The sequence below is a fragment of the Alteromonas lipotrueiana genome (assembly GCF_019249245.1).
Classification (GTDB): domain Bacteria; phylum Pseudomonadota; class Gammaproteobacteria; order Enterobacterales; family Alteromonadaceae; genus Alteromonas; species Alteromonas lipotrueiana.
On record NZ_JAESDK010000004.1, the window covers coordinates 112,941 to 131,437 of the forward strand.

17 protein-coding genes and 1 tRNA gene are annotated in these 18,497 nt (G+C 45.2%); 9 read left to right on the plus strand and 9 right to left on the minus strand.

The features are described from left to right. Nucleotides 1-45: 45 nt before the first annotated feature. Genes rsfS through leuS form a run of 5 tightly spaced genes read right to left on the minus strand, consistent with a single transcriptional unit; the run spans nt 46 to nt 5,187 of the window. Nucleotides 46-396, minus strand: a complete 351-nt coding sequence (gene rsfS / locus JK130_RS04435) for a ribosome silencing factor (protein WP_425514584.1) — start codon at nt 394-396, stop codon at nt 46-48. Then, nucleotides 389-1,042, minus strand: coding sequence for a nicotinate (nicotinamide) nucleotide adenylyltransferase (nadD, locus tag JK130_RS04440; RefSeq protein ID WP_218353012.1), 654 nt, complete (start codon nt 1,040-1,042; stop codon nt 389-391). Before nadD ends, rsfS begins: the two co-directional genes overlap by 8 nt. Further along, on the minus strand, nt 1,039-2,070 hold the full coding sequence (holA, locus tag JK130_RS04445) for a DNA polymerase III subunit delta (protein ID WP_218353013.1): 1,032 nt from the start codon (nt 2,068-2,070) through the stop codon (nt 1,039-1,041). Before holA ends, nadD begins: the two co-directional genes overlap by 4 nt. A gap of 7 nt (nt 2,071-2,077) precedes the next feature. Then, complete coding sequence (locus tag JK130_RS04450) at nt 2,078-2,584, minus strand: LPS-assembly lipoprotein LptE (RefSeq protein WP_218353014.1); 507 nt, start codon at nt 2,582-2,584, stop codon at nt 2,078-2,080. Then, complete coding sequence (gene leuS / locus JK130_RS04455) at nt 2,584-5,187, minus strand: leucine--tRNA ligase (protein WP_218353015.1); 2,604 nt, start codon at nt 5,185-5,187, stop codon at nt 2,584-2,586. The genes JK130_RS04450 and leuS overlap by 1 nt, the downstream gene beginning before the upstream one ends. Nucleotides 5,188-5,511: 324 nt before the next feature. Between leuS and JK130_RS04460 the strand changes: the two genes are divergently transcribed. Further along, nucleotides 5,512-7,905 (plus strand): Lon protease family protein, encoded by a 2,394-nt coding sequence (locus JK130_RS04460; protein ID WP_218353016.1) that lies wholly within the window; start codon nt 5,512-5,514, stop codon nt 7,903-7,905. 69 nt (nt 7,906-7,974) lie between these two features. Here JK130_RS04460 and JK130_RS04465 read toward each other — a convergent pair whose 3' ends face one another. Next, nucleotides 7,975-8,751 (minus strand): SDR family oxidoreductase, encoded by a 777-nt coding sequence (locus JK130_RS04465; RefSeq protein ID WP_218353017.1) that lies wholly within the window; start codon nt 8,749-8,751, stop codon nt 7,975-7,977. A gap of 95 nt (nt 8,752-8,846) precedes the next feature. Continuing rightward, nucleotides 8,847-9,143: a ribosome assembly RNA-binding protein YhbY gene (yhbY, locus tag JK130_RS04470; protein ID WP_218353092.1), complete on the minus strand. Its 297-nt coding sequence runs from the start codon at nt 9,141-9,143 to the stop codon at nt 8,847-8,849. Between the two features lie 92 nt (nt 9,144-9,235). Here yhbY and rlmE point away from each other — a divergent pair, with 92 nt between their 5' ends. The 8 genes from rlmE to JK130_RS04510 all read left to right on the plus strand — a co-directional run bounded on the left by rlmE (nt 9,236) and on the right by JK130_RS04510 (nt 16,411). Next, entirely contained in the window at nt 9,236-9,865 is a 630-nt protein-coding gene (gene rlmE, locus JK130_RS04475) for a 23S rRNA (uridine(2552)-2'-O)-methyltransferase RlmE (protein WP_218353018.1), read from the plus strand. Nucleotides 9,866-9,998: 133 nt separating this feature from the next. Then, the gene (gene ftsH, locus JK130_RS04480) at nt 9,999-11,948 is read left to right on the plus strand and encodes an ATP-dependent zinc metalloprotease FtsH (RefSeq protein WP_218353019.1); all 1,950 of its coding nucleotides are present in this window, start codon (nt 9,999-10,001) and stop codon (nt 11,946-11,948) included. Nucleotides 11,949-12,050: 102 nt separating this feature from the next. Then, nucleotides 12,051-12,905 carry a dihydropteroate synthase gene (gene folP / locus JK130_RS04485; RefSeq protein ID WP_218353020.1) on the plus strand — a complete coding sequence of 285 codons (855 nt, stop codon included), beginning with the start codon at nt 12,051-12,053 and terminating at the stop codon, nt 12,903-12,905. Beyond that, a complete protein-coding gene (gene glmM / locus JK130_RS04490) occupies nt 12,892-14,238 on the plus strand; it encodes a phosphoglucosamine mutase (RefSeq protein WP_218353021.1) in 1,347 nt (448 codons plus the stop codon). The genes folP and glmM overlap by 14 nt, the downstream gene beginning before the upstream one ends. Before the next feature lie 96 nt (nt 14,239-14,334). Continuing rightward, nucleotides 14,335-15,075 carry a triose-phosphate isomerase gene (tpiA, locus tag JK130_RS04495; protein ID WP_218353022.1) on the plus strand — a complete coding sequence of 247 codons (741 nt, stop codon included), beginning with the start codon at nt 14,335-14,337 and terminating at the stop codon, nt 15,073-15,075. Between the two features lie 10 nt (nt 15,076-15,085). Next, a complete protein-coding gene (gene secG, locus JK130_RS04500; RefSeq protein ID WP_218353023.1) occupies nt 15,086-15,559 on the plus strand; it encodes a preprotein translocase subunit SecG in 474 nt (157 codons plus the stop codon). A gap of 6 nt (nt 15,560-15,565) precedes the next feature. Further along, nucleotides 15,566-15,651 (plus strand) — tRNA-Leu (locus JK130_RS04505). A gap of 601 nt (nt 15,652-16,252) precedes the next feature. Then, nucleotides 16,253-16,411: a YqaE/Pmp3 family membrane protein gene (locus JK130_RS04510; RefSeq protein ID WP_218353024.1), complete on the plus strand. Its 159-nt coding sequence runs from the start codon at nt 16,253-16,255 to the stop codon at nt 16,409-16,411. A 105-nt stretch (nt 16,412-16,516) separates the two neighbouring features. On the opposite strand, the gene JK130_RS04515 is transcribed toward JK130_RS04510, so the two are convergent. Continuing rightward, nucleotides 16,517-17,839, minus strand: coding sequence for a DUF2254 domain-containing protein (locus JK130_RS04515; RefSeq protein ID WP_218353025.1), 1,323 nt, complete (start codon nt 17,837-17,839; stop codon nt 16,517-16,519). Nucleotides 17,840-18,033: 194 nt separating this feature from the next. Next, complete coding sequence (locus tag JK130_RS04520) at nt 18,034-18,477, minus strand: hemerythrin domain-containing protein (RefSeq protein WP_218353026.1); 444 nt, start codon at nt 18,475-18,477, stop codon at nt 18,034-18,036. Nucleotides 18,478-18,497 lie beyond the last annotated feature (20 nt).

The following is an 18,497-nucleotide window of genomic DNA, read 5'->3' on the forward strand; positions in this document are numbered from 1 at the left end:
CATACAGCTACAAGTTGTACCGCAGCTGTATGTGTCACTACGATATTATGACCACAACTTCTCAAGCTGATAAAAATCGCGGGTTTCGTCCTGCATGACATGCACGATAATTTCACCCAAATCAACCAGTACCCATTCGCCGGTTTCTTTTCCTTCCACGCTTAAGGGTTTTATACCGGCTTGTTTAGCCTCTACGACCAAATTATCGGCAATAGCCACAACATGACGTTTAGAGTTGCCAGAGCAAATAACCATAAGGTCGGTAATGCTTGATTTTCCCTCAACATTAAGTTGGGTAATACTGCGTGCTTTCATGTCATCAATTTTATCAATAACAAATTCTTTTAGTTCGGTGTTCTGCAAAGTGACTCCTTCTCGGGTCGGGTTTTCAGACATAAAGTCGGTTCTCTTTTATATAGTGTAATACGGAATCGGACACCCAGTCACCTACCGTAGCAACATAAGGGGTGTTTGCGTTGGTATTTAGCCATTCTCTTAGCTGGGTCGATGAGACCGGCTGCAAACAGGTTTGGGCAAAATAAATACGTCCGGATAATTCGTTATGCAAGGGTTCAAAAGACTGCGTGCCTTGTTGCTCTGCAAGTTCTGCTAACTCTGCAGCGAGTGCTTTATTTTGCGTTGCCCGCTTTAAAATCACCAAATGACAAAACTGGGTCAAACGGGACCACTGATACCAGCTGGTGAGATTTAGCCAGGAGTCTTCGCCCATAATAAAAATAAGCGGTGCCTCTGGATTTTTGTCTCGCAGTGCCTGTAAGGTTTTAACGGTATACGAGGGCTCTGGTAACGCCAGTTCAATAAGCTCCGGATACAGCCGCGATGAGGTATTACAGGTTAGATTAACCATAGCCACCCGGTGCTGTTCGGCAACCCCATGAGTCTGTTTATGTGGAGGCACTTTAGCCGGCATCAATCCTACTTTAGTCACGCCAATTTCGTCAGCGGCGTCGAGGCAGGCACGAACATGCCCTAAATGAGGCGGATTGAAGGTGCCGCCAAATACACATACTGGCGTTTTCATGCCACGCTGGTACCTAAAGGCAGGCTCAGCGGTACACCCATGAACAGCATACAAAGGTGACACAGTTTTACATAAGGGCGGACTATCTGATTTTGCTTGAAAGCCACATCGGCCTCTTTCAGTTGTTCGCGAATTTGCCCTAACACGGGTTTTGACAAACGCGCCAGAGCATTTTCATAACAACCTTGTCGGTTACGCCAAATTCCGAAACGTTGCCAACTTACAGGCTGATTTTGTTCAAGCAGAATCTTTAACTTCCAAAGTAGCTGAAACTCACGAATTAAAGCCCAGATTACAATGTTGGGTTCAACCCCTTCGCTTTCCAGGCGATAAAGCATTTTAACACAACGCTGTTGTTCACCATTTAGCATCACGTCAACTAACTGAAATACCGTAAAGCGGGATTGGTCTACAATAATTTGTTCGACCTGCTCGCGCGTTACGCTTTGTCCTGCGTACACTAAAGCCAGCTTCTCAATTTCCTGATGAGCCGCCATCATATTGCCTTCACAAAAATCAGCAATTAATGCCACAGTCACCGTATCGGCTTTCACATCAACATGCTGCAAGGTTTGTTGAATCCAGCTATGTAGCTGCCGACCTTCCAGCGCGTAACAAATAGAATGAACACCAATAGCATCAAGGGTTTTAAACCATTTTGCTTTTTGTACATCCTTGCCAATTTTAGGGCCATGCACCAACAGTAAAATATCGTCAGACAGACGCTGGGCAACACTTTGCAGCATCTTGCTACCTTCGGAACCGGGTTTGCCGGTAGGTAGCTCTAATTCTATAAATATGTTGGCAGAAAATAACGACATAGCCTGCGTGGCTTCAAGCAGCTGGTTCCAGTTGAAGTCTTTGTCAGCCACCAGTACGGTGCGCTCATCAAATCCCTTTTTACGAGCATGGTGGCGTACCGCGTTTATTATGCTGAATTTTTGTTGGGGCTCATCGCCGAACAACAGGTAGCACGAAGACAATCCCTGCTTTAGCTGTTCGTCAAAACGATTAGGATAAACCTGCATAGACGCCTTATTGACCGCTAGCCTGACGAGCAAGCTGACGAATAATACGATCGGCAGCCTCTCTGCGCATTTCACTTACCACCAAATCAAGTTCGCGAGATTTGGCCAGCACTTTATCCGGGTCGTCCTGGTAGTCACGCAACACTTCAAATGAGGCGTATAACGGTTCTTTGTTTGGAAACACGACCTGATAATTCACGCCATAAATAAGCTCATATTCTGCGACCTGTCCGGTAGAAAAGACTGAAAGTAAGCGTCGTTCGAGGGTTTCAGGTTGCAGCCGGATAAGCACAGTATTCGCGCTACCCGCAAGCTCGCTCGCCTCAATATGCGGAATCTGGTAAACCTTTAGCCGTGCTTTAAGCTCACGCTTTAGCAACGCATGGGGTTTAACTGCACTTAACGCTACCTGTTGCAGCTCAGCAGGCAATGCCTGCGAGCCACGTAACGAAAAGCCACATCCGGCCAGGGTCAGACAGGCAAGCGCTATCAATAACGTAAAAGTACGCTTCATTAGTTAGCCACTATGTTGACCAGCTTGCCAGGTACAACAATAACCTTACGTATGGTTTTGTCCTCAATAAATTGCTGAACATTTGTATGGCGGGTAGCCAAATCTTCTAGCTCAGCCTTTTGTGCGGTTGCACTTACGGTGATTTTTGCCCTTACTTTACCATTAACCTGCACTACAATCAGTTTTTCATCTTCTATCAAAGCATCTTTATCAACCACCGGCCATGGCGCGGTTTCAATGTCACCTTGATGACCCAGTACATGCCACAGTTCATGACAAATATGGGGGGTGATAGGGTTTAACAGCAACAATATCGCTTCTACGGCTTCGCGCATAATACCGCGATCGGTATTGTCTTGCTGGGGTGCTTTTTGCAAATGATTCAGCAATTCCATTATAGCGGCGATGGCGGTGTTAAAGGTTTGTCTGCGACCTAAATCATCAGAAACCTTTTCGATGGTACGGTGAAGTACACGGCGCAAGGCTTTTTGTTCTTTCGATAAGTTGCGCATATCTGGCTGTTCTGCAACCGGGTTTTGCAAATGGTCGTGTACCAGTTTCCAGACTCTGCGCAAAAAGCGATTAGCCCCTTCAACGCCTGAGTCTACCCATTCAAGCGTTTGCTCCGGTGGCGCTGCAAACATGGTAAATAACCGAACGGTATCGGCGCCGTATTGATCAATAACCTTCTGCGGATCGATGCCATTGTTCTTCGACTTTGACATTTTGGTCATGCCACCATATATAACCGGCTCTTCGCTGGTAGTTAGCCACGCGTTAACTATGCGCCCTTTATCGTCTTTTTCAACCGAAACATCGGCCGGAGCGTGCCAGGTTTTCTTACCTTTTGCGTCTTCGGTGTAATAACTGTCGGCCAACACCATCCCCTGACACAGCAAACGTTTGAAGGGCTCATCTGACTCGACCAAACCTTCATCACGAAGCAACTTATGGAAAAAGCGCGAATAAAGCAGGTGTAAAATAGCGTGTTCGATACCGCCGATATACTGATCTACCGGCAACCAGTAGTTAGCTTGCTTGGGGTCTAACATTGCCTCGCTATTTTGGGCACTGCTATAGCGAGCGTAATACCACGACGACTCCATAAAAGTGTCAAAGGTATCAGTTTCGCGCTGGGCGGGCTGTCCCTGATACGAGGTTTGCGACCAGTCTGGATTGTCTTTAATCGGCGAGGTTGTGCCGTTCATTTGTACATCTTCAGGTAAGACAACGGGCAGTTGTTCTGCCGGTACCGGTACAGATTCGCCGTTTTCCAGATTCAGCATTGGAATGGGGGTACCCCAATAGCGTTGACGGCTGACGCCCCAGTCACGTAACCGGTAATTTACTTTTTTGGCGCCATAACCTGCTGTCTCGAGCTTCTGGGCAATTTGCGCAAAAGCGTCTTCAAACTGCAGACCGTCAAATTCTTGCGAGTTAATCAAAGTGCCTTTTTCGGTGTATGCGCTTGTACTCAAATCGCATTCGGTTGCGTTATTGGTCAGGGGCTGGATAACCTGTTTTATTGGCAAGGCATATTTGGTCGCAAACTCCCAGTCGCGCTGGTCATGACCCGGTACCGCCATAACCGCGCCAGAACCATAATCCATCAATACAAAGTTTGCGCCCCATATAGGAAGTTTTTCACCTGTTAGCGGATGAATAGCAAATAAGCCGGTGTCACAGCCTTTTTTCTCCATGGTAGCCAGTTCAGCTTCGGCCACCTTGGTGTTTTTGCATTCTTCAATAAAAGCAGCCAGCTCAGGATTATTTTTTGCAGCATGTAGGGCTAACGGATGTTGCGCAGCAACACCCACATAGGTAACGCCATAAAAGGTATCAGGCCGGGTCGTGTAGACTGACAACTGGTCAATGTCAGCCACTGTCTGCTGCAAATCAAACTTGATATCGACCCCTTCAGAACGGCCAATCCAGTTGGCCTGCATGGCGCGAACCTGCTCAGGCCATTCTTCCAGTTTTTCAAGATCTGCCAGCAGTTCGTCGGCATATTCGGTGATTTTAATAAACCACTGAGGAATTTCTTTTTGCTCAACCAGTGCGCCAGAACGCCAGCCGCGACCGTCAATAACCTGCTCGTTTGCTAATACGGTCTGGTCCACCGGGTCCCAGTTTACCGTCGAGTTTTTCTTATAAACCAAGCCTTTTTCATAAAGACGGGTGAAAAACCATTGTTCCCACCGGTAATAGTCAGACTTGCACGTGGCAACCTCACGATCCCAGTCGTAGCCAAAGCCCAGTGAATTTAGCTGGTTTTTCATGTATTCAATATTGGCGTAGGTCCATTTTGCCGGAGCCGTATTATTGTTAATGGCAGCATTTTCGGCCGGTAAACCAAACGCGTCCCAGCCCATTGGCTGTAATACATTTTTCCCCTGCATACGCTGAAAGCGACTCACCACATCGCCAATGGTGTAATTACGTACATGTCCCATATGTAAGCGACCACTGGGATAGGGGAACATCGACAAGCAGTAAAATTTTTCCTGATCAGGATTTTCTGTTGCTTTGAAAGACTGGTTTTCAGCCCAGTATTGCTGAACCTGTTGTTCTATTTCTTTAGGGTTATACTGTTGTTCGGCCATGAAAATAAGGCTTCCGCGTTTAAATGAAAAATAGAGATAATAAGCGCCATAGAATACCCCAGCGGCTAACGTAGTCACAATACCTGAACGCTATTTTATCCATGGTAGAAGATTTTTTAGCCAGCCAGGCTTGCTTAAACGAATGTTTGGCGCTGGATTAGCGATATTACAAAACCAATAACAATAAATTGCTGCATTTTTGCTCAGGCGAAGCCCCCCGAATCTGTATATTAGTCTTTTTAAGACAATACGACGCTATGCTCAATTGACACGGTGCCCGTTTCACGTTTCACTTACTTAAAAAGCGGAACAACACACATTACTATGAAACGCGCAGTACAGTCTTTTAAGCTTGAACCCGAGCAGCTGGCCCCAAAGCTGAACCGACGACTAATTACTCAGGCTCTCAAAGACGATGCCTGTCTTAATGCCACTTTCATAGGGCAGGAACGTGCCCGGGAAGCATTAACGTTTGGTTTGGCGATTCAGGCGACGGGTTATAATCTGTATGTAATGGGCGAGCCTGCGACAGGTCGTTTTACCTTAGTACATGATTATCTCAAGCGCGAAGCAGTCAGCTCTGCAACGCCTGATGACTGGTGTTATATCGCGAATCTTGAAGAAGAACGTGAGCCGTTATTGTTGCGTTTGGGCGCGGGGCGGGCTAAAAAATTCCAGCATGATATGCAAGCACTGGTGAATGACTTGCTGGCTACCTTTCCTGCTGCGTTTGATAATCCGGGATACCAGCGACAAAAATCGGCCATAGCCCGCGAGTACGATCTTCGATACGACCAGGCTATTGATTCGGTAGAGCGCTATGCCAACGCCAATGATGTGGCTATGTATGAAAAACACGGAGCGATTTCATTTGCGCCGATGCAAAACGGGCAGGCGATTACAGACCAGGAATTTGCGACATTAGACGAAAAACAGCGAACATTTTATTACGCTCTTATTGATGAGCTTGAAAATCGTCTGGCTGAGAGTTTGATTAAACTGCCGGTCTGGCAGCGTGAAAATTCTGACAAAATTCGTAAGCTTAACCGTGAGACCGCCGAAAACGGTATCCGACCGCTGCTTAAAAATCTGGAGCACAGCTACGCTGACAATCTGGCTATTTTAAAATACCTGCGCCAGTTACGCACGCACCTTATCGACACCATTGTTGAGCTACTGTTAGAAGAAACAAAACAAGACAAGCCCGATGAGCTTGACCGGCGTGAGTATTTAGAAGAGATGTATTTGCCTAATATTCTGGTAAATCACAATATTGACTCGAAAGCACCGATCATTTACGAGCCTAACCCAACCTATCAGAACCTATTTGGCCGTATCGAATACACTAATATTCATGGCAGTGTATTTACCAATTACCGGATGATTCGTCCCGGGGCCCTACACCGGGCCAATGGGGGTTATTTGCTCTTGGACGCAGACCAGCTGGTTGAGCAGCCGTATGTGTGGGAAACACTTAAGTTAGCCATTCGATCGGGCACCCTGAAAATGGATTTACCCCAACAAGATGTGGGTATGGTGAACGCAATCACATTGAACCCGCAGCCTATGAGCCTGAACGTAAAAGTGGTTTTGTTAGGTTCACGCGATTTGTATTATACACTGCAAGATTACGACGATGAATTTGACCAGTTGTTTCGCGTATTGGTCGATTTTGACCCTGAAATTCGTATGGTTCGTCAGACCCTGTTTGATTTTGTAGGAAAGGTAAGGCAGCACGCTTACGCCAGCGGTTTAGAGCGCGTTAGCAGTGGAGCTATGGTACGTCTGGTTCAATATTCGCTACGTATGGCCGAACACCGTGAAAAACTATCAGCGCACATCGCCGAAATTTTAGAACTGGTTAGCGAGTCTGCTTATTTTTGTTTTAAAGCAAACAGTAAAGAGCTTGAAAATACGCACATAGAGACTGCGCTACAGGCGAAAAAGCGACGTACGGGTCGGGTCAGTCAAACCTTGCTGGAAGATATTAAAGAAGGGCATGTTCTTATTGAAACCCACGGCAAAGCGGTGGGGCAGGTGAACGGGCTAACGGTATTGGAGGTAGGGGATACCGCGTTTGGTACTCCTGCGCGAATAACGTCGACCGTATACGCAGGCGCTAACGGCGTGGTCGATATTGAGCGGGAAGTCGAACTCGGCCAGCCCATTCATTCTAAAGGTGTAATGTTGCTGACCGGTTATCTGGGCAATAAATATGCACAGCATTTTCCATTAACGTTGTCGGCAAACATCGCATTAGAGCAATCCTATGGTCATATTGATGGCGACAGCGCATCACTGGGCGAATTAGTGGCACTGATTTCAGCATTAACCGAGCTGCCTGCAGAGCAGGGACTGGCAATTACAGGTTCAATTAATCAGTATGGTGAAGTACAGGCCGTAGGTGGAGTAAATGAGAAAATCGAGGGATTTTTTGACCTGTGTCAGCATCGGGGATTAACCGGACACCAGGGAGTGGTCATTCCACATTCAAATACCATAAATTTAGTGTTAAACAGTGGTGTAATAGATGCGGTAAAGCGTGGGCAGTTTCATATTTATACCGTTAAAACTGTTGATGACGCGCTTGAACTATTGATGGGTGAAGAAGCGGGCGTGTTGAACAGCAAAGGCCGGTATCCGAAGAAAACCATTAATTATCATGCCGTAAATCGATTATATAATATCGCTTTGATTGTTAGTGGTGGAGAAGAGTAAGTAATGAAGAAGAGTAAGTTATGAAGACAAGTAAGCAGCACACGCGCTGCTTACTGCTCAAAAACTTAGTTATTTCGGCGCCATACGCAATGCACCGTCTAAACGAACAGTTTCACCATTCATGTAACTGTTGGTTGCCATGTGTACGGCCAATGCCGCAAATTCTTCAGGAAGCCCCAAACGTTTAGGAAACGGCACATTGGCAGATAATGCATCCTGAACGTGTTCTGGCATACCTAATAGCATGGGGGTGCCCATTACTCCCGGCGCAATAGTATTAACCCGAATGCCCAAAGCTGACAAGTCACGTGCCATAGGTAAGGTCATAGAGATAATTCCACCCTTACTTGCCGCGTAGGCACACTGACCAATTTGTCCTTCATAGCCGGCAATAGATGCAGTATTGATGATCAGTCCGCGTTCACCCGTTTGCTCTAATGGCTGTTGCGCTGCCATCGTCTGGGCCACAAGGCGCGCGACGTTAAAGGTACCCACTAAATTAATATCGATAGCACTTTGAAAGCCATCAAGCGGTGTGGCTTTGCCATCGCGGTTTAAAATACGAGAAGCCGGTGCAATACCTGCGCAGTTGATACACAGCCTTACATCACCAAACTTTTGTACTACCTCATCGATCGCTTGTTTTACCTGAGTTTCGTCACGTACATCTACTTTACAAAAAAGGGTATCATCGCTACCCAGGTCATTCACTCGCGTGGTACCGGCTTCTTCATTTAAATCAAACAGCGCAACCCTGGCACCCGCCTCACGAAGTGCGGTAGCTGTCGCCAGCCCCAAGCCTGAACAACCGCCGGTAACAATAGCGGTGATAGATGTTACATCCATAGTTATCCTATTTATTTCTGCTTAATTAAATAAACGATAATACGCATTTAATAATTAGATAACCATGGGGCAACAAAATTATAACTTAGAAAGGGTTATTGTTTTGGCAACTGAATTTTACGTTCTTCGGTGGGGCGGTAAAGTATAACCACATGCCCGATTACCTGAACTTTCACCGCTTCGGTTTCGCGGACGATTGCGTCAATAATCAGCGTTTTTTCTTCTCTGTCATCGGTAGGAACCTTAACTTTAACAAGTTCATGGTGATTTAATGCGTTGTCAATCTCGGCAACCACGCCTTCTGTTAAACCGTTGCCGCCAAGCTGCACTACGGGTTTTAAAGAATGGGCCAGACCTTTTAAAAATTGTTTCTGTTTATTCGAAAGTTTCATCACTTAAATTTCTTTAATTAATTAGTATATGCATCTTGAAAACACGTATTCTAACGCCATCTTGGACTCAATCCCAATGACAAAGTGATCTAATGACAAAAAAGAAACACTCAGCCAGTAGTAAACGGTGGCTAACTGAGCATTTTAATGATCATTATGTGCAAAAAGCTCAAAAACAGGGACTGCGTTCCCGAGCAGCATTTAAGCTGGATGAAATTCAGCAAAAAGAAGATCTTATAAAGTCTGGCATGACCGTTGTTGATTTAGGCGCAGCGCCAGGAAGCTGGTCTCAGCGTGTTAGTGAACTTGTGGGCGAGAAAGGACAGGTTATTGCTTGCGACATACTCGAGATGGATTCGATTGCGGGCGTTGACTTCTTACAAGGCGATTTTCGTGAAGAGGCAGTTTTAAATGCACTGTTGAACAGAATTGCCGATAACCACGTAGATATTATATTGTCTGACATGGCGCCCAATATGTCTGGCAACAACGTTGCTGATCAAGCGCAGTCAATGTACTTGTGTGAGTTAGCTCTGGATATGTGTCATCAAGTGTTAAAGCCCAATGGCAGTTTTATAATAAAAGTATTCCAGGGTGAAGGTTTTGATGTTTTTTTCAAATCAGTGAAAGACGCGTTCAAGACGGTTAAAACCCGAAAACCCGATTCATCCCGGGCGCGTTCGCGGGAAGTCTATCTGGTGGCGACTGGCTACAAAGTGTAGTACGCTAGATAACAGTAAACAAAGGAACGATTTCGTCCGGTTTAACCGGTACTGGCAGCAGTGAACACGGTATATATGTGCTAATGTTGTTGGTCCCAGCGTGTTACCCGGTTTTTTTTAGAGGTTAGTAGCATTGAGCGATATGGCAAAGAATTTAATTTTATGGTTGGTTATCGCTGTGGTTCTGATGTCGGTTTTCCAGAGCTTTTCGCCTGGTGAGTCAACACGAGCACAGACCGATTACACCACCTTTTTGAAAGAAGCTAATCAAGGCAATGTCCGTGAGGTTCGCATTGATAGCGAGTCACGGGAAATTCGCGGAACAAAACGATCTGGCGAAACCTTTGTCACCTATATTCCTTATTTTGACGACAAGTTAATATCAGACCTTGCCGCGAAAGACGTCAGAATATATGGCGAGCCTCCTGAAGAGTCGTCATTGTTAACGTCGATCTTTATTTCGTGGTTCCCAATGTTGCTGCTTATAGGCGTCTGGATTTTCTTTATGCGTCAGATGCAGGGCGGCGGTGGTCGCGGTGCTATGTCTTTTGGTAAAAGTAAAGCCAAATTGATGGGTGAAGATCAGATCAAAACCACCTTTGCTGATGTGGCCGGTTGTGATGAAGCCAAAGAAGATGTGTCTGAACTTGTAGACTTTCTTCGCGACCCGTCAAAATTCCAAAAATTAGGCGGTAAAATTCCTAAAGGCGTACTAATGGTAGGCCCCCCGGGAACAGGTAAGACACTATTAGCCAAAGCGATAGCGGGTGAAGCAAAAGTACCGTTTTTCACTATATCAGGTTCTGACTTTGTTGAAATGTTTGTCGGTGTGGGTGCATCACGGGTACGTGATATGTTTGAACAGGCTAAAAAGTCTGCACCTTGCATTATTTTCATCGACGAAATTGATGCAGTAGGCCGTCAGCGTGGAGCTGGTTTAGGTGGTGGTCATGATGAACGTGAGCAAACCCTTAACCAAATGTTGGTTGAAATGGATGGTTTTGATGGTCACGAAGGCATTATTGTTATTGCCGCGACCAACCGTCCTGATGTACTTGACCCTGCGTTATTACGTCCTGGCCGCTTTGACCGTCAGGTAATAGTAGGCTTGCCAGATGTACGTGGTCGTGAACAGATTCTTAAAGTGCACATGCGCAAAGTGCCTTTAGGCGATAATGTTGAGCCAGCTCTGATTGCACGTGGTACCCCTGGATTCTCGGGTGCTGATTTAGCCAACCTGGTTAACGAAGCGGCACTATTTGCGGCACGTTCAAACAAGCGTTTGGTTAACATGGAAGAATTTGATCAGGCCAAAGACAAAATTATGATGGGCGCTGAGCGCAAATCGATGGTTATGTCGGAAGACGAAAAGGCAATGACGGCGTATCATGAAGCGGGTCATGCTATTGTGGGTCGATTAGTTCCTGAGCACGATCCAGTTTACAAAGTATCTATCATACCTCGTGGACGAGCGTTAGGTGTTACTATGTACCTTCCAGAACAAGATCGGGTCAGTCATTCTAAGCAGCATTTAGAAAGTATGATTTCAAGCTTATTCGGTGGGCGTATTGCTGAGCAGGTTATTTATGGTGACGATAAAGTCACGACAGGCGCCTCGAATGATATTGAGCGAGCAACTGAGATAGCACGTAAAATGGTTACCCAGTGGGGTTTGTCGACCAAAATGGGTCCTATGCTTTACGCTGAAGATGAAGGTGAAGTTTTCTTAGGAAAATCTATGTCTAAAGCGTCGAGCATGTCAGATGACACAGCCCGAGCTATTGATGCGGAAATTAAAGCCATCATCGACAGTAACTATGATCGTGCGGCGAAGCTTATTAAAGAGCATGTCGATATACTTCATTCGATGAAAGATGCACTGATGAAGTACGAAACCATTGATGCGAAGCAGATTGATGATCTTATGAATCGTCGCGATGTTCGCCCTCCCTCAGACTGGGACGACCGGACGCCTTCAGGGGGTGATAAGCCCAGCGGCGGCAAGCCTGCTCGTGAAGGTGAGATTACGTCTGACGGAATAGATAAACCGTCAGTAGGTAAGCCGGGCGATTTGCCAGGATAATCATTGAAGCAATAAAAAACGCCAGCCTTGTGCTGGCGTTTTTCTATGTGCTCGTATTGGTAGGTTAATCTCGCCTTTAACATTAGATAGAAAGATATCCCCATGCTATTTAACACTTCCGAAATAAACTTCACCTGTTCCAAAGTAATGGGTATTTTAAATGTCACCCCTGACTCGTTTTCTGATGGGGGCCGCTATTCAACCGTGGCGCGAGCTGTAGACCAGGCCCGCATCATGATTTCACAAGGGGCTGATTTTATTGATGTAGGCGGTGAGTCAACCCGACCCGGTGCTCCGGAAGTTTCTGAAGGCGAAGAACTGGCCCGGGTCATTCCTGTCATAGAAGCGATTAAACAAAAGTTTGATGTGGTCGTTTCGGTAGATACCAGTAAGGCGGCGGTGATGACAGCGGCCACCGCTGCAGGTGCAGCGCTGATAAATGATGTACGAGCATTACAGCAGCCTCACGCATTAACGGCTGCTGCTGAAGCAGATGTCCCGGTGTGTTTAATGCATATGCAGGGAAGTCCGGATACGATGCAAATAAAGCCAGGTTATAATGACGTAGTGGCTGAGGTGCGAGGTTTTTTACAGGCACGAATAAATGCCTGTTTAGACGCAGGTATTAAAAAAACTAACATTATTGTCGACCCAGGCTTTGGTTTCGGTAAGACACTGGCGCATAATTATAGGCTTCTGGCAGAATTGTCTTCGATCCAGGCGTTGGGTTTTCCAGTATTGGTTGGGATGTCCCGTAAATCGATGGTTGGCAATGTGCTTAACAATAAAATAGATGAACGTCTCGCGGGCAGCTTAGCCCTTGCGACCCTTGCTGCGCAAGCTAATGCCGATATTATCCGGGTTCATGATGTAGCTGAAACTGTTGATATTGTACGCATCGTTAATCAGTTTTTAGCAGTAAAAAATAATTCAGGAGTTGATAGTGACAGAGCGTAAGTATTTTGGAACTGATGGTATTCGCGGCAAAGTAGGTCTTAAAACAATTAATCCACAATTTGTGACCAAATTAGGGTGGGCGGCAGGTAAAGTACTGGCCGGCCGTGGAACCAATAAAGTATTAATTGGCAAAGATACGCGTATTTCCGGATACATGCTTGAATCGGCCTTAGAAGCCGGCTTGTCTGCCGCAGGCATCAATATTGGCTTACTTGGGCCGATGCCAACGCCTGCTATTGCTTACCTGACCAAAACATTTCGTTCTGAAGCAGGTATTGTAATCAGTGCATCACACAATCCCTATTACGACAATGGCATCAAATTTTTCTCAGCAGATGGTTTTAAGCTAGATGATGATATTGAGCTTGCCATTGAAGCAATGATGGACCAGCCCATGGAATGTGTGGCATCTGATAAGCTGGGTAAAGCCACCCGTATCAACGATGCTGCAGGGCGTTATATTGAATTTTGTAAGGGTGCTTTTCCTTCAGAATTATCCCTGAAGGGTCTGAAAATCGTCGTCGATTGCGCGCACGGTGCTACTTATCATATTGCTCCAAACGTATTAAGTGAGCTTGGCGCTGAAGTCATTGAGATTGGCACTAAACCAGATGGTCTCAATATTAATGACAAAGTTGGCGCCACCAGCATGAAGGCAACTGTCGATAAAGTGTTGGAAGAAAAAGCAGATTTAGGTTTTGCTCTCGATGGTGATGGCGATCGCATTATGATGGTAGACCATTTAGGCAATGTGATTGATGGCGACCAGATTTTGTTCATTGTCGCTCGCGATGCCCTGAAAAGCGGTCGCCTGAATGGGGGCGGGGTGGTAGGTACACTAATGACTAATCTGGCCCTTGAAAATGCCTTGGCCGAATTAGGTATTCCGTTTGAAAGAAGCAAAGTAGGCGACCGTTATGTAATGGAGCTTCTTCAGCAAAAAGGCTGGGCGATTGGCGGTGAAAGTTCGGGTCATATTCTTAATCTTAACCTGGCTTCAACAGGTGACGGTATGGTAGCAGGGCTACAGGTTATAACCGCTATGTTACGGGCCAATATGAACTTACATGATATCAGCAGTGGTTTTGTAAAGTATCCGCAAACATTGATTAATGTTCGTTACGATGCTGGAGCCACCAACCCCCTTGAAGACACCCGCGTTGATGATATTACACAAATGGCAGAACAGGCTTTGGGTAAAACAGGCCGGGTGTTGCTACGTAAAAGTGGCACTGAACCCTTATTACGGGTTATGGTTGAAGCTGAAGATGAAGCAAATTCGAAAGACTGGGCAGAAAAAATCGCTGAGGTTGTTCGTAAAGTGGCCAATTAATTGAAATTAGGCCGGTAATCAATATTTTGACTTGTATAATAGGGCGGGACTCGGTAATATCTCGCCCGCTTTTAAGACAGGGTAAGGTCTGAGCAGATGATAAAAAGAACACCAATGGTTGCAGGAAACTGGAAAATGAACGGCTCACGTTCATTAGTAGAAAGTTTCGTAAACACGCTTAACGACCGCCCGTTTAATGGGTTGGATGTGGTGGTATGCCCCCCGGTAGGGTATCTGTCATTTTTCGTCGCTGAATGTTTTAGTGTGGGTGGTCAGGATATCAGTGATCAGGATAATGGCGCACATACGGGTGATATTTCTGGCGAAATTCTGACTGAGTTAGGTGCTTCTTACGTTATTGTAGGCCACTCTGAACGCCGTGAGAATCATGGCGAAAGCAATGAGTTAGTTGCTAAAAAAGCGCTTAAGGCGCTAGATAATAACCTGATTCCAATTATTTGCGTGGGCGAATCTCTGAAAGTTCGCGAAGATAATAAGGTAAACGAGTTTGTTGGTAAGCAACTTGCCGCGGTTTTCGACACGCTTAGTAGTGAACAACTAAGTCGTTGTATTATTGCTTATGAGCCTATCTGGGCAATTGGCACAGGAAAAACAGCAAGTCCGGAACAGGCTCAGGAAGTACATGCCTTTATTCGCCAGACATTAGCCGATAACGATAAATCTTTGGCTGAAAAGACCAGAGTACTTTACGGCGGTAGCGTAAAACCGGATAATGCGTCTCAACTTTTTGCCCAACCCGACATTGATGGCGGGTTGATCGGGGGCGCAAGCCTCAAAACAGAAGATTTTATTGCAATTTGCCAAGCGGCAATTTGACGAGGAAGTTATGGTTTACGAAGTACTTTTAGTGGCGTATCTGATAGTTGCGTTGGTTCTGGTTGGATTTGTTCTTATTCAGCAGGGCAAGGGTGCCGATATGGGCGCATCTTTTGGCTCGGGCGGTTCAAATACCATGTTTGGCTCATCAGGTTCTGGTAACTTCATGACTCGTACTACCGGCGTATTAGCGACACTGTTTTTTCTTATTAGTCTTATTCTGGGTAATCTGACTGCAAATCGTGAAAAAGCAACAGACGGATGGAGCGATTTGAGTTCAGGCCCTGAAATTGGAACACCCGCTGATTCGTCGATGAGTGAACAATCAGCGCCGGTCGAAAACGATATGCCATCAAGCAGTGACATACCTTCAAATAGTGATGTACCTGCCAACAGCGATGCTTCTACCAACAATGATGTTCCTGCCAACAACGATGTTCCGGTAAATGATAGCACCGAAGATAAAGATAATACGCCTGATTAAAAATTTGCGGAAGTGGTGGAATTGGTAGACACGCCATCTTGAGGGGGTGGTGAGCATAGCTCGTGCGGGTTCAAGTCCCGCTTTCCGCACCATATTAAAGAGCCGGCTAAATGCCGGCTTTTTGCTATTTAATGCTTTGTTGATGTATTTCTGGTGACCTGAACCGTTGAGTTATAGTCCACTTAGTTACGCTATCACTACTATTTTTGTTAAATAGCGCAGATAAAAACGGCAGCTTAGAGCTGTTTAGTAGATATATTCATTATTGGGCATATAACATGGATTCGGGTTGTAGTTGTTACATACAAGGTGGTGCGCTACTTCAGTATTACACACCTGTAATGATTTTAAGGAAGGGATTCGGCTACTCTGATAATAATTTTTACCCCCCGTTATAAGTATTTCAGCTGTGTTGACTCGTTATCCCGATTTACCTTCATGGTGGTATAGACAAAATGGAATGTCTAAGTTAACTAAGCTTCAAATTATAACTTACTGATATTTATCAATAAAAACTACATCTTTTTAAACGCTTCTGCAGCGGGTGTTCCGTAAGTGTTCGCGTAGCGTTGTATCTTAATATTGCAGCGTACGGGATATTGCGCGTGTTCTTACTTTTTATTCTGGCTATTCATTAATTGGCAAAGTCTTTGCTATATCTATGGTGACTTAAACATTAACTAGGAGAACGTCATGGATATTATCAGAATAATACTTTCTATTTTGTTGCCACCACTAGGTGTTTTTTTACAGGTAGGGATTGGTGCGCAGTTCTGGATTAATGTCGTGTTGACTTTACTTGGCTATATCCCAGGTATCATTCACGCTGTATATATTATTGCTACTCGCTAGATCTTATACGCGCAAAGCATATTGATAACGATGCTTTGCGCTTTTTCCCGTTTCTCTGTTCTTGTTTTTCTGCTTTCCCATACGTCGTTACTATAAACTAAAATATTAATTTCTAAATGGCGTAAACGCTATTTCCAGATCATCTTTGTCTGCCTGACACTGCGAAGTACTCATTACCAGTTCATAGGTTGCATGCGCCTGCTGTATCGCTAACAGCTTTGCATGGTCGGGAAGATGAGCATTAAGCTGTTTTAAACAGTTTAATATATGCAACCCCACCGCTACATGAGTACGACCGGCCTGCCTGATTTGGTTAAAGGCCATTTCAATCACACTTTGCAAACTAAATGTCCTGCGCTTTAACCATACTTCATTTTGTTTATGCACGATACAATCGGCTGGGAAATCGCGCTTGCTCATGGTTAAACAACATGCTGTCAGTTTATCCAGGCACGAAATAGCGGATATCGGGTCATTAATACCAGGCGATAAAGCCCGCACGGCGAGCTCAACCAGTTGGCCAATAGTAAACTCAGGATCTTGTACCGGCGTGCGTCTAGAACCTAATACAATAAACGCCAGTAGAGTATGCAGTTGCTCAGCAGGGTGATTGTAACGACTATGTATAGTAATAACAGTGGTATCAGGCAGAACATAATCACCAGGTCGAACATGTACATCTATACCTTCTAATCCTTCAACATCAGCTTGTAGTAACTCTGTGGCATTAATGGTTTGAACATAGCCAGGCTCCATAAAATGTAGCTTAATCTGATACACCGAGTCCTTTATCAATTGGCCTGATATAGCAGCGACTTCCTCATTGTCTCGCTGTTGCGGAAGGTGAGTTTCTATGTCGTTAATACAGTCGCGATAGCAGCGATAAATAATTTCATCAGCTTGTATAAAACGGGCAATATGGTGAATAAAATAAATGATAGCGAAAGTATTGATGGTCGCAAGCACGACAGCTAAACCACTAAGTAGACTCAACGTACTGGGCTGAGGGGTCGCACCGCTAACCTTGTACAGCGCGAATAAACAATACAGGAAAGTCGACACCAGCAGTCCAAGTACAAATTGTGTACCCCGGTCGTACATAAAGGTTCTTAAAAGCCGGGGGCCAAACTGCGAAGACGCCATGGTTAGTGCAACTATCGTCATCGAGAATGCAATACTGGTGGCGGTAATAATTGCAGAGGCAATGGTGGTAAGAATTTGGTGAGCGCCATCACGAGATACACTGGGTAAAAAATTATTTACTGTATGCTCTATACCGGTAAAAGAAATACTGGCAACGCTTATCCAGTAAAAACAAAAAGACATAAGCATCATACACACCGGAATAAACCAGTAACTGGTGCTTACGCCTTCCCACCATGTACCGAAACGGGTTCCCAGAATTCTTTGGTAGGACCGTATTTTCATTGACTACCGCTCACTTTATTTGAAAAGTACGATGATGTACCAACATACACGCATCACCGATAAAATATAAAAACTAAGCGATAGTCTGTAAAGAGTTTTAAACCCGTTGGAATAATACAGAATGACTAAAGCGGGCGTATTAATAAGCAATGCTTAATAACAAGCGTATTTTGTCACATATAAAATATAAGGGACTATCTTTTTGCCATTTCTTTCTGCATTTCTTCCCGGTATTCGCTGGCCAGCTTCTTAAGGTCACCATTGTCAAAAACCTCTTCGGCAACACTAAAGAACTCCTGTTCTTCGTCGGCGAGATGGTGTTCTACTTTTTCCTGGAGCGATTTTAGGTGGGTTAGCCATCCCGGAGAACTCATTTCAGTTTGCTGAAGAGTTTCAATTAGTTCATCAATTTCATGATGTTCAGCAATACCATGTCGGGAAAGGTCAATGGCCTTGTCAAATTTCATCAGAGGGGCATAGAAATGTCGTTCTTCAGCCACCGCGTGGCTTTCGAGTTGTTCTTTAAGTTCAGAAAAATATCCGGCACGGGCGGGCGTATCACCGCTGGTCTCTGCCAAAATTTTCAGTAGCGACCGCTGCTTTTCGTGGTCTTCTTTCAGTTCTTCAAAAATTTTCATCCGCTGCTCCTCAACATAAA